The organism is Methanocalculus sp. (assembly GCF_030651615.1).
Lineage (GTDB): Archaea > Halobacteriota > Methanomicrobia > Methanomicrobiales > Methanocorpusculaceae > Methanocalculus.
In genome coordinates this window covers 1-12013 of the sequence record NZ_JAUSCG010000011.1, presented here as the reverse complement: position 1 = coordinate 12013, position 12013 = coordinate 1, and the positions used below count along the sequence as shown (strand labels likewise).

Annotated in this window: 11 protein-coding genes; 10 read left to right on the top strand and 1 reads right to left on the bottom strand. The window is 51.3% G+C overall.

The window, feature by feature from the left end:
* The 6 genes from Q7V06_RS00440 to Q7V06_RS00415 form a co-directional block, all read left to right on the top strand.
* The coding region (locus tag Q7V06_RS00440; RefSeq protein WP_304836447.1) for a homocitrate synthase family protein at positions 1–1125 on the top strand (1125 nt) is incomplete at its 5' end.
* A complete protein-coding gene (locus Q7V06_RS00435) occupies positions 1125–2345 on the top strand; it encodes a 3-isopropylmalate dehydratase/homoaconitate hydratase family large subunit (RefSeq protein WP_304836445.1) in 1221 nt (406 codons plus the stop codon). The genes Q7V06_RS00440 and Q7V06_RS00435, both read left to right, overlap by 1 nt.
* A complete protein-coding gene (locus Q7V06_RS00430; RefSeq protein WP_304836443.1) occupies positions 2338–2808 on the top strand; it encodes a 3-isopropylmalate dehydratase in 471 nt (156 codons plus the stop codon). The genes Q7V06_RS00435 and Q7V06_RS00430 overlap by 8 nt, the downstream gene beginning before the upstream one ends.
* Positions 2805–3632: a hypothetical protein gene (locus tag Q7V06_RS00425; protein ID WP_304836441.1), complete on the top strand. Its 828-nt coding sequence runs from the start codon at positions 2805–2807 to the stop codon at positions 3630–3632. The genes Q7V06_RS00430 and Q7V06_RS00425 overlap by 4 nt, the downstream gene beginning before the upstream one ends.
* Positions 3604–4566 carry an isocitrate/isopropylmalate dehydrogenase family protein gene (locus tag Q7V06_RS00420; protein WP_304836439.1) on the top strand — a complete coding sequence of 321 codons (963 nt, stop codon included), beginning with the start codon at positions 3604–3606 and terminating at the stop codon, positions 4564–4566. The genes Q7V06_RS00425 and Q7V06_RS00420 overlap by 29 nt, the downstream gene beginning before the upstream one ends.
* 54 nt (positions 4567–4620) lie before the next feature.
* Positions 4621–5463 carry a deoxyribonuclease IV gene (locus Q7V06_RS00415; RefSeq protein WP_304836437.1) on the top strand — a complete coding sequence of 281 codons (843 nt, stop codon included), beginning with the start codon at positions 4621–4623 and terminating at the stop codon, positions 5461–5463.
* Here the strand turns inward: Q7V06_RS00415 and Q7V06_RS00410 are convergent.
* Positions 5460–6719, bottom strand: coding sequence for a hypothetical protein (locus Q7V06_RS00410; RefSeq protein ID WP_304836435.1), 1260 nt, complete (start codon positions 6717–6719; stop codon positions 5460–5462). The genes Q7V06_RS00415 and Q7V06_RS00410 overlap by 4 nt on opposite strands.
* A 75-nt stretch (positions 6720–6794) precedes the next feature.
* On the opposite strand from Q7V06_RS00410, the gene endA reads away from it, so the two are divergent.
* The 4 genes from endA to pheT form a co-directional block, all read left to right on the top strand.
* Positions 6795–7796, top strand: coding sequence for a tRNA-intron lyase (endA, locus tag Q7V06_RS00405; protein ID WP_304836433.1), 1002 nt, complete (start codon positions 6795–6797; stop codon positions 7794–7796).
* An 11-nt stretch (positions 7797–7807) separates the two neighbouring features.
* On the top strand, positions 7808–9061 hold the full coding sequence (locus Q7V06_RS00400; protein ID WP_304836431.1) for a tryptophan--tRNA ligase: 1254 nt from the start codon (positions 7808–7810) through the stop codon (positions 9059–9061).
* A 3-nt stretch (positions 9062–9064) separates the two neighbouring features.
* Positions 9065–10501, top strand: a complete 1437-nt coding sequence (locus Q7V06_RS00395) for a phenylalanine--tRNA ligase subunit alpha (protein WP_304836429.1) — start codon at positions 9065–9067, stop codon at positions 10499–10501.
* Between the two features lies 1 nt (position 10502).
* The coding region (gene pheT / locus Q7V06_RS00390) for a phenylalanine--tRNA ligase subunit beta (protein WP_304836427.1) at positions 10503–12013 on the top strand (1511 nt) is incomplete at its 3' end.

Sequence of the window (12013 nt, the reverse complement as noted above, 5' to 3'; positions counted from 1 at the left end):
AAAAAGTGGAATGTTGAGATCTGTGATGTAACCCTGAGGGACGGCGAACAGACCCCGGGTGTGTCGTTCACTTCTGAGGAGAAGTGTAGAATTGCTGACCTGCTCGATCATATCGGCGTTGATGTCATAGAAGCCGGTTTTCCTGTCGTCTCCAGAATCGAAGCGTCATCTGTTCATGATATCTCAAATCTGGGTCTTGATGCACGCATATGCTGCCTTTCACGCGCAATGAAGTCGGATGTCGATTGTGCACTGGAATGTGATGTCGATATGATCAGTATCTTCATCGCAACATCAGACCTGCATATGCGGGTCAAATACAAAAAACCACGTGAGAAGGTTCTTGCACAGGCTCTTACAATTGTTGAATATGCCCACGATCATGGTATTCAGATCCGTTTTGCTGCCGAAGATGCCTCAAGAACTGATCCCTCCTTCCTTCGTGAAATGTATCTGCAGGGTGCAGAATATGGAGCAAATTATGTCTCTTTTGCAGATACCGTCGGGTGCCTCACTCCTCTTGAGATGGCGAAGATCATTGATGCTCTCGTTATCGATCTCCCGATCCCTCTCTGTGTTCACTGCCATGATGATATGGGGTGTGCCGCGGCAAACACCATCACCGCAGCAGAACGAGGTGCGTATCAACTCCATACGACAGTTAATGGAATTGGTGAGAGAGCAGGAAACGCATCTCTTGAAGAGGTGCTGACAGCCCTCAGGTTCAAAGGAGGTGTTGACAGGTACGATCTCTCCCACCTCGTTCATCTCAGTGACGTTGTCTCCGATGCATCGGGAATACCTATATCAAAGACGAAGGCGATCGTCGGCGAACATGCGTTTGCACATGAATCAGGGATTCATATCGCAGCACTCATTGAAGACTCTGCTACCTATGAATATATTCCTCCTGCCCTTGTTGGTGGTGAGCGACATTACATCCTTGGAAAACATACCGGCAAGAAAGCTATCGTTCATATTCTCGGTTCGATGGGACATGAACTCCCGGATGATCGGATCTGCTGGATTCTGGAGCAGGTCAAGATTCATAGCGAAAAAAAATGCAGTATCACCCATGAACTCCTTCTCTCTCTCATTCATCAGGCAGAAGAGGAGGTGGCCTGATGACTCACACACTCACAGAACAGATCCTCGGCGGGGATGCAGGGGAGTATGTTGATCGCCGGGTTGATCGTGCGTATGTCCATGATGGGACGGGTTTTCTTACCCTCGAATCATTCAGGGAGATGGGTGTCTCACCAGGAATCGATCCAACACGCATCTCAGTCCTTTTCGATCATATCTGCCCGGCAAATACCGGATTGACCGCTGATCTCCAGCGTGAACTCCGTCTGTATGCCAGAACTGCAGGGATGAACTTCTCAGACTGCGGCAGTGGCATATGTCACCAGATTATGAGTGAAGGCATCATCCTCCCCGGCGAGGTGGTTGTGGGTGCAGATTCCCACTCCTGCACGGGAGGGGCATTCGGAGCCTTTGCAACAGGTGTCGGTGCAACCGATATGGCGGCGATCTGGGCTTCGGGAGAGACATGGTTCCGTGTCCCGGAGACGATCGGGATCAGGCTGGAAGGTCACCTTAGCGGTGCTGCAGAAGCTAAAGATCTTGCCCTTGCAGTTGTTTCCAGGCTTGGAATGGAGGGAGCCACGTACTGCGCATTAGAATATTACGGTGATGGAGCTTATACCGTTGATATGGAAGGCCGCCTCTGCATCACAAATATGGGGGTTGAAACCGGAGCGAAGAATGCAATCTTCTATCCCGATTCTGTCTGCCGGGATTATCTGGCAGGGTATGGACACCAGATAACGGTCCGGACCAGGCAGGACTGTACCTACAAGCAGGAGGTGCAGATCGATCTTGATGATATCGTCCCTCTTGTTACTGTTCCTCATCGGGTTGACTCAGCCCGACCTGTCTCGGATCTCGCGGGGATTCTGGTTGATCAGGTTCTCCTTGGTACCTGCACCAATGGAAGATATGATGATCTCAGAAGATTTGCGTCAATTGTCCGGGGCAAGCATGTAAAGGTGAGGACCATCGTCGTTCCGGCATCACAGGATATCCTCCTCCGTGCTACGCAGGATGGCATCATCGCTGACCTCATCGCTTCTGGTTGCATGGTGATGACACCGGGATGCGGGCCATGCCTTGGTACTCACAGTGGTGTCCTTGGTGAGGGAGAAGTCTGCCTCTCCACCGCCAACCGGAACTTCAAAAACCGGATGGGGGTTGGAGGTTCGATCTATCTTGGATCCCCGTCGACTGCTGCTACAACAGCTCTTGCCGGTTGTATCACTGATCCGGAGGTTTCCCATGTATAAAGGAGAAGCAGTCTGCCTTGGAGCGGATATTGATACTGACCTCGTCATTGCCGGGCGGTACCTCAGAACAAAAGACAGATCGGTCTGGGCATCACATGTCTTTCTGGATCTTGATCCGGCACTTGCCGGGCGCCTCTCTGGCTCTGTCATTGTCGCGGGCAGAAACTTCGGATGCGGCTCATCACGTGAACAGGCCCCGGTTGCTCTTAAAGAGGCGGGTGTGGTTGCGGTCATCTCGCCGCTCTTTGCCAGAATATTCTTTAGAAATGCAATAAATGTCGGTCTTCCTGTCCTCGAGGCCGAGATCCGTTCCTGTCATGATGGTGACCAGATCGAGATCGATCTGGATAACGGGCAGATCAACGTTGATGGTGTTGTCTACCTCTTCACCCCACTCTCTCCACGCATGCGGGATATCCTTCATGCTGGCGGACTGGTGGCGTACTGGAGGGGAAAAGCATGATATTTCCACCAGAATGCAAGGTTGTAGGCCACGCATTTCAGAAACCGGTCGGAGATAAGGTCTACTTCCTCTCCGAGTATCTCATCAGGAGAGTTCAGGACGGCTTTGAACTTATCAAGGTGATTCCGGATCCAGATGGTACCGGTATGATGCGGGATATCCTCCATGAAGAGGTGCTCGCAAAAGCTGAAGAGACAGTGATGTACTCAGAACGGGTGAATCAGCATGATCGAGCAGGGATGGTCCGGCGCGCGCTCCAAACCGGAAAACGGTGTACCATCTTCGGGGCGATGGACGAACATATGAACTTCGTCCTCGATCCCGATCTCTCAGAATTCCAGATTGTGCATGTATATGACATACGTCCTCCAAGAGCCAATCTCTCGGTGACGATTGAGATCCTTGAAGAACAGGGCCTTCTTGGAGAGTTGAACTGTGTCTTTGACCATCATGTCAGGGACATCTCTCTCATCGATGCTGATGTCTATCCCTGTCGGGCCGGTGGTTTTGCAAAAACGCTTGATATGGACCGAATGGAAGGGGGAGAGCGTGTGGCGGGATGCCTGACAGGAAGGCAGCTGTACCAGGAATGTTATGGTAAGGAATTCACTCAGATTGAGATCTGCCCGGTTTCATCTGTTACACAGGAACCGTTTATTGCCCGGTGCTGCAGAAAGGAGCGGGGTGGTATTGGTGTGTATAACGGCTTCTTTGGTGCAGTGGTTCATTGGGGTGCAACACCCAAGACGGTGCTTGATGCAATGTATGATCTGATCGCTGCATGGAGGGTTCGGAATGGTCAGGATAGCGATCGTTCCCGGTGATGGCATCGGCAGGGAGGTTATCCCGGTAGCCTGGAATATCATCTCTTCACTTCATCCTGAATTTGAGTCGTTTGAAGTGGAGGTGGGATATGCCAGATGGCAGAGAACCGGTATTTCCTGTACTGATGAAGACATCAGTGTCATGAAGGAAGCTGATGCAATCCTCTTTGGTGCTGTGACGACACCTCCGGACTCCTGTTATTCATCGGTCATCCTCAGGATACGGCATGCACTTGATCTCTATGCCAATCTTCGTCCGGTGAAGGGTGACGACTTTGATATTATGATCGTCAGGGAGAATTCAGAAGGTCTTTATTCCGGGATTGAGTGGCGTGAAAAAGACCGTGCCTGCACGGTCCGTGTCGTCTCGGTGGAGGGGAGCAGACGTATTGCACGATGTGCCTCCCATCTTGCAAAAGCTCGTGGATGCCTTCTGACGATCGGAAACAAGGCAAATGTTATCAAATCTGACGTTCTCTTCCGGGAGATCTGCTGTGAAGAGGCTTCGCGTGCAGGCATCCCGTTTGAAGCCTGTTTTATCGACTCGCTTGCCCTTGATATCCTTCAGCACCCGAAACGGTATGGTGTGATCGTCACCACAAATATCTTCGGTGATATCCTCTCTGATGTTGCAGGGTATCTGGTCGGAGGGCTTGGGATGCTTCCTTCTGCAAACATCGGGGATCAGCACGCGCTCTTTGAACCGGTGCATGGTTCTGCGCCTGATATTGCCGGGCAGGGACGAGCAAATCCTATAGCCGCGATCAGGAGCGGTGCAATGCTTCTTACCCATCTTGGGTTCAAGGAGGATGCAGAGCTGATAGAAGATGCGATCCGATCTGTCTGCCAGAGTGGGATCAGAACGCCTGATCTTGGGGGCAGCGCCTCAACCGGCTCGTTTGGAGAAGCAATACGATCAGCACTTGGGTGCTGATCGCTTCTTCTGCCAGAACCCAAATCCTTTCTTCTTCTCTCGTACAGTAACAGTATGGTTACTGTCGGTGTTCATGTCTCGATCGCAGGGTCGATCGATCGTGCCGTATCCCGTGCTCTGGAACGGGGATGTGACACGTTCCAGATATTCTCACGCAATCCCCGTGGCTCGAGTTATACTCCCCTGAGTGATGAGTCGGCAGGTGATTTTACTCATGCAATGAAGATTTCCGGGATCAGATCTGCGGTTGTACATATGCCATATCTCCCAAATTTCGCATCTGAAAAGGAGGAGATATTCAAAAAATCTATTGAGAGCCTCTCGGTGGAACTCTCAAGGTGTGCGAAGCTTGAAGTGCCGTTTCTCGTAACACACCTTGGTCATCATGGTCCTTCCGGAAAAGAGGAAGGACGAAAGAGGGTAGCTTTTGCGATCAACACCGCACTTGCAGATGCAGATGACGGAGTCCGTCTGGTCCTTGAAAACACCGCAGGTGAGAAGAACTCTGTTGGAAGTGATCTTTTGGATATCAAAGCAATCATCGATCAAATTGATTATCCAAAGAGAATTCAGGTATGTTTTGATACCTGCCACGCCTTCTCCGCTGGGTATGATCTCAGATCAGCCGAGGCAGTGGGAGAAACCTTTGATACGTTTCACGATCTGATCGGCCTGGAACGCCTCTCAATCATCCATCTGAATGATACTAAAGGAGAGCTTGGATCAGGTCTTGATCGGCATGAACATATCGGCCTTGGAAAGATCGGAGAGGAGGGGATCAGCGCTATCCTCCACCACCCCCGTCTCCGCCACCTCCCCTTTATCATGGAAACTCCTGAGGATGATCGCCGGGATGATATCGGCAATATCGCAAAGGTCCGCGAACTCGCGGTTTAATCCCTTTTCTTTGATTGGAGAAGTACTACTGCTCCGGCAATGCCAAGAGCAGCTGCGATGAGGCCAAATCCTGGAGTCTGAGTCGGCTCAGAAATGATTGGACTGAATGCAAGAAGCCAGCCGTCCACCTTTCCGGTATGCCTTGACCAGCCGCCGACTGCTACCCTCCCACCAGAGATTGGAGCAACAGCGGTAAACCGTCCGTCTGCTTCAAGCAGGCGATGGGAATCCGTCAGATCACCGCCAGATGTTATCGATGCAATGAACGGATTGCCCGGTCCTGTAGCACCTGCAATAAGGAATTCATCTCCAAATGGAGCAACTCCATATGCGGCATATCCCTGGAGTTTCTCCTCCCAGAGCAGGGTACCTTCGTGAGAGATGCCTATTGCCCAGGCTTCGCCCTCTGAGTATCCATAGGGATTTGTGCCGCCGACGATCAGATATCCGCCATCCATCCCGGTGATCGCAAAGAGAGAACGTTCATTATAGGTCTTTGTCCATTCTGTTCCTCCGGTGCTGTTAATCTTCGTCAGGTGTCCGTGCCTTACAAAAACGGTCTCCATCGGATCACCGGTATTTCCAATAAGCAGGTACCCACCATCATCTGTTGCAATGATATCATGGATTGAGACCCCTTCATATGCCACTGTATCAATGCGTGCACCTGAGAGGTTATACCGGGAGAAAAACCCTGATACGCCTTCCGGATCGTCTGCTGGTGCCCATCTCCATCCGACGAGGATGATCTCAATATCCGAGAGGAGGATCGCTGCTGGCGCATCGCCCGGTAGCTCTTCATCCCAGATCAGTGTTCCATCCGGATCGGTCATAAAGAGGTAACCGGATCCGGTGATCGCACCGGTCGGACTATCGGGATTCACCTGCTCATCAAGTGCTGCACCGATGATCCTTCCATCATTCAGCTCTTTGATCGAGACAACCCGGCTTGTCGGGTATATCTTCTGCCAGAGCACCGATCCATCAGCATCCGTCTTCATCAGGAAGGCATGATCACTGGTATCCTTCTCAAAGGCATGGCCTCCGATGAAGCGTCCGCCATCACGTGATTCTTCTATGGTGAAGATGTCGGTATATAATCCGACCGAATAGCTCAGGTTCTCTGTCTCATAAGAGAAGATATCCCCTGCGGATACAGATCCTGACAGTGTACAGAGGCAGAAGACGATACAGACTGCCCATACTGCCTTCCTGAGTAGTGGTGTTTGACTCATGGTATCACAATTGTATCCCATACTATACCCTCCCTTTCAGAAAGTGTTTCTCCTTCTGAGTGTGTTTATGTCGGATCACCGCATATACCAGAGGTAGTGAAGGCAACTTTCGATGGAACAATGATTCATACCGGTCCGGATGGCCTCTCCCTCTACGATCAGGGAGGATATGGACGCCCTGAGGAGTCCGGGCTCGGACTGTCCCCTGAGGAGGCATTATATCTCCTCCAGAGGGGCAAACTTGAACCGGAAGGATTTGATTTTGACTCCCTCCTGATGCGGTTTGCAGACACGCATAACTTCCTCAGATCGTTCATCGTCTATCGTGACATTCGTGAACGGGGATATGCGGTCCAGACCGGCCCCCATGATTTCCGGGTATTCCGGCGTGGTCAGAGACCCGGTAAGGGAACAACCCAGTATCTCATACGTGTCCTCTCAGAGCGCGATCCGATCGTCTTTTCAGCACTCATCCGTGAGGTTGGAACAGCTGAGAATATGAGGAAGAATTACGTCCTTGCGGTCGTTGATGATGAGGAAGAGCTGACATACTATGATATACGGTTTCATCGTCCAAAGCCCCGTGAAGTAACACCCCTTGGTAAAGGTATTGTTGCAACTCCGATTGGAGCATCTGCAATGGTTACAGGAGAGTCGGGGTCAGCTCTTGAGACGCAGTGGTTTGGGACCCGGCTTGATCCAAACCGCCTCCTCCTCTCCCCGCCTGAGGTACTCTTCCTCCTCGATCAGGAAATCATCGGGTTTTCCGGTGGATCTGTTGATCGGGATCAGTATAACCGATCTGCTCTGGCTGCTGACAGTGAACTGAATGAGAAGCTTATCGTCTATTCGGCACTCAGAACCCTTGGATATACTCCGAGAACCGGGTATAAGTTCGGCCATCACTTCAGAGTCTATACCGAGAGCAACAGCCACTCTGAGATGCTTGTCCATGCCATTCCCGAAGGCTCTGAGATTGCGATCTCCACCATCTCCCGTTCGGTCAGGATGGCTCACAGTGTGAAAAAGAAGATGTTGTTTGCGTGTGTACAGAGTGAAGGCATCGTGTACATTGAATTTGCACGAATGAAATTATGAGAGTTACTTCTATGGAGTCTGGGATTAATCCATGGTCAAGCACGCCTGATGTCGATATCGCCCGTCTCTTTACGGATTTTGGGATTGAGCCTGTCGAAGAGGTAGCAGGTGCGCTTGAATCTGCACCGGCATTCTTCCGGAGAAAGATCGTTGTCGGACACCGTGATTACGGAGGGGTCGTGAATGCAATCAACTCTAAAACCCACTTCAATGTGATGACGGGGTTTATGCCTTCAGGTCATCCCCATCTTGGTCATCTGATGGTAATGCGCGAAGTCGTCTGGCATGTCGAACAGGGTGGATCAGGATATGTCGCTATTGCAGATCGTGAGGCTCATGCGGTCAGGGGCCTGTCATGGGATGCCTGCAAAAAATATGGACGCGAATATCTTGAATGCCTCTACGCACTCGGATTTACAGGGACGACCTACTATCAAAGTGAGAACGAACGGCTGAAGGATCTTGCATTCGAAGCAGCGATCCGGATTAACTTCTCTGATCTCTCTGCGATCTATGGTTTCTCTCAGGAGACCTCACTTGCACATGCAGACTCTGTTGCAACTCAGGTGGCAGATATCCTCTATCCCCAGCTTATGGGGGGTCCTGCACCGACCGTTGTTCCGGTGGGTATTGATCAGGATCCGCATATCCGTCTCACCCGGGATATTGCGCATAAGATGCGGTGGTTCACCGTTCTGGACAGCGGCGATTTAATCAGTGTCAGGTCAAAGAACGCACCTTCTCATGCCCTTGATGCGGTTGCCGATGCATTTCCCGGATCGAGACGGTACGAAGGGCATGTTGATATTCCTGGCGCAGATTGTATATCAGTATCAGAGAAGGTTCGCGCTCTTGAAGTGGCTGAAGGCGGCTATGGTTTCATCACGCCCTCATCCACATACCATTCTTTCATGCAGGGGTTGCAGGGGGGGAAGATGTCAAGCAGTGTCTCCGATTCTCTCTTCTGGTTTGACGAACCTGTAGCTGATGTTAAAAAGAAGGTGATGGGAGCTCTCACCGGAGGAAGAATGACAAAAGAGGAGCAGTTCAGGCTTGGAGGTGAGCCGGATAAGTGCCCGGTCTACCTCTTAAACCTCTTCCATATGATTGAGGATGATACTGAACTTCTTGAGATTCGCTCCGCCTGCCTCTGTGGTTCCCTCCTCTGCGGAGCATGCAAGAAAGCAACGTTTGAGCGGGTCAAAGAGTTCCTCTCAGACTTTAAGGAGCGAAGAGATGCTATTTCTCACAAGGTTGTGGTCTGATTGATGGAACTGACTGTAAATGAAAAACGCCTCCTTGCAACTCTTGGAAGATGCGGATCAGCCGATTCGGAAACCCTCGCGAATGAACTATCAGCCGATGCCGGTGCAGTAGTGCAGTGGGCTCACCTGGCCGCAGGCAGGGGACTTGTGTCGATCCGGCGTGAAGTGCATGAAGAGCTCTGCCTGACCGATGAAGGCCGTTTATATGCAGAACAGGGTCTTCCGGAGAGGCAGGTGGTCGAGAGCATCGATGGCACGATCCCGATGAGTGAACTCTCCCGCCATCCGCTTTCAAAGGTGGCGATCGGATGGATGCGGAAGAATAACTGGATAAAGATCGAAAGTGGCATCGCAAAGGTAGCAGATGCAACTCCAAAGAGTCGTGATGAAGACGCCCTTGCAAAGATTGCCGCAGGTGCAGGAGATCTGAAAGATTGTGGGGAACTGAAATCACGGGGCCTTGTCACCGTTCATGAAGAGGTCTGTTGGATTATTGGCATTACACCCGGGGGAAGAAAAATTCTTGAAGAAGGAATCGATCTCCGCCCTGAAGTCGGCACCCTCACCCGTGAGCAGATCCTCTCCGGCTCATGGCGAAATGATGCACTCCGTCGCTACAGCCTTACCACCCCTCCACGCCGGATGTATCCTGGCAAAGCTCATCCGTACCGCAGGATTCTTGATGAAGTGCGGACCCTCCTCCTTGAGATGGGCTTCTCGGAGTTCTCCGGAAATATCGTACAGAGCGTATTCTGGAACTTCGATGCCCTCTTCCAGCCACAGGATCATCCGGCACGTGAGATGCAGGATACCTTCTATCTTGATCGTACCCATCCTCTCCCTGATGGATGGGAGAAGATCCGTGATATGCACGAGCATGGAGGGGACACCTCATCAACCGGCTGGGGTGGTGTCTGGGATAAAAGAAAGGCCGAAGGATCGGTTCTCAGAACCCATTCCACTGCCCTCTCGATCCAGTACATTGCAGCGCATCCGAAACCTCCGGTGAAGGCCTTCTCTCTATCGCGGGTTTACCGGCGTGAGTCAATCGATCCGACCCATCTTGCCGAATTCGAACAGCTTGAGGGTATTGTGATGGATGAGGGTGTCACCTTCAACCATCTCCTCGGTTTTTTAAAGGAATTTTATTTCAGGATGGGATTTTCGGATGTCAGGTTCCGGCCAGGATACTTCCCCTATACCGAACCATCAGTCGAGCCTGAGGTCTGGGTCGATGGCCTTGGATGGGTTGAACTCGGTGGTGCCGGTATCTTCCGTGAAGAGGTGACCTCATCATTTGGAATTAACTATCCGGTCCTTGCATGGGGTCTTGGGATCTCCCGTGTTGCGATGCTCCGGCTTGGCCTCAAGGATCTCCGCCAGTTGTATAAGAGTGATATCGACTGGGTTCGAAACCATCCGTCATACAGGAGGGACTAAAATGGCGATCATCACGTTGAATTATGAATACCTCGAACGCCTCTGCAGAATGGATAAAGATACGATCCTTGCAGCCCTTCCGATGATCGGATCCGATATCGAACGGCTTGAAGAGGATCATGCTGATGTTGAGTTCTTCCCTGACAGAACAGATCTCTACTCGGTTGAAGGTGTTGCACGGGCGATGCGGGGTTTCCTTGGCATAGAGACCGGTCTCCCTGAGTATCAGGTGGAAGAATCAGGGATCTCGTTCTCAGTCGATCCGGGACTGGCCGGTATCCGCCCTGTCCTTGGATCAGCGGTGATTAGAAACCTCTCATTTGATGATGCATCGATCGAGTCGGTGATGGCGCTTCAGGAGGCGCTCCACTGGGCTATCGGTCGTGGGCGGTCGAAGGTGGCGATCGGAGTGCATGATCTCTCTGCCATCACACCGCCATTCAGGTACATCGCCTCTCCCCGTAACCGGCAGTTTGTGCCTCTCGATTATACAGAGCAAATGACAATGGAAGAGATCCTCGCTGAGCATCCAAAAGGGAAGATGTATGCGGGTATCGTTGAGCATTTTGATCGCTTCCCCTTGATCCTCGATTCAGAGGATCAGGTCCTCTCATTTCCCCCGATCATCAATGGTGAGCTGACACGCGTCACTTCAGAGACGACCGACATCCTCCTTGATGTCACCGGAACAGATGAACGGGCGGTGCAGAATACTGTTGCAATCATCTGTTCTGCCCTTGCCGAGGCCGGAGGCCGTATAGAATCGGTAACCATTGATGGCGTTATATCCCCATCACTTGCTCCGGTTGAGCGGATCATTGATGCGGATGCCTGCGGACGTCTGCTTGGAGTTCCAATAACAAAGGAATCGATAATTCCACTCCTTGAGAAGATGCGGTTTGGTGCTGAACCTCTTGATGGATCACAGGTCAGAGTACTTGTTCCCTGTTATCGTGCTGATATCATGCATGACTGGGATATCTTTGAGGATGTTGCCATCGCATACGGATTTAATGCATTTTCAGCCACTCTTCCTCCGACATACACCATCGGAAGCGAAGATCCCCCTCAAAAACTTGCAAAAATCGTTTCAGATAGTGCAATCGGCCTTGGATACACCGAAGTGATGCCATTTACACTGACAAACGAACGGATCAGTTACGATTCAATGCAGAGGCCACAATCAGATCGGGCATTACATATTCTTCATCCGATCTCTGTTGAGAATACGATGATCAGAACTGATCTCCTGCCCTTGCTCCTTGAGATATTACAGCTGAATAAACACAGGGAGCTTCCCCAGCGGATCTTTTCTGTCGGAGATGTGAATGATTGTGTTGTCACCTATCAGAAAGCAGCGGGTGTCGCAATTCATCCCGGCGCGGATTTCTCAGAGATCTATGCAACAGTGGATGCCCTTCTCAGGGAATTGGGGTCAGATACTGCCATCACCGCATCAGAGGATCCGGCATTCATCTCAGGCAGGCAGGGTGCTATTATGATCGGAGAAGA

What these genes read in the sequence shown, in the direction of transcription:
- Q7V06_RS00415 (WP_304836437.1), top strand. Translation starts at nt 4,621, where the DNA reads ATGGTTACTGTCGGTGTTCATGTCTCGATCGCAGGGTCGATCGATCGT.
- Q7V06_RS00430 (WP_304836443.1), top strand. Translation starts at nt 2,338, where the DNA reads ATGTATAAAGGAGAAGCAGTCTGCCTTGGAGCGGATATTGATACTGAC.
- Q7V06_RS00425 (WP_304836441.1), top strand. Translation starts at nt 2,805, where the DNA reads ATGATATTTCCACCAGAATGCAAGGTTGTAGGCCACGCATTTCAGAAA.
- Q7V06_RS00435 (WP_304836445.1), top strand. Translation starts at nt 1,125, where the DNA reads ATGACTCACACACTCACAGAACAGATCCTCGGCGGGGATGCAGGGGAG.
- Q7V06_RS00410 (WP_304836435.1), bottom strand. Translation starts at nt 6,719, where the DNA reads ATGGGATACAATTGTGATACCATGAGTCAAACACCACTACTCAGGAAG.
- Q7V06_RS00400 (WP_304836431.1), top strand. Translation starts at nt 7,808, where the DNA reads ATGGAGTCTGGGATTAATCCATGGTCAAGCACGCCTGATGTCGATATC.
- Q7V06_RS00395 (WP_304836429.1), top strand. Translation starts at nt 9,065, where the DNA reads ATGGAACTGACTGTAAATGAAAAACGCCTCCTTGCAACTCTTGGAAGA.
- Q7V06_RS00420 (WP_304836439.1), top strand. Translation starts at nt 3,604, where the DNA reads ATGGTCAGGATAGCGATCGTTCCCGGTGATGGCATCGGCAGGGAGGTT.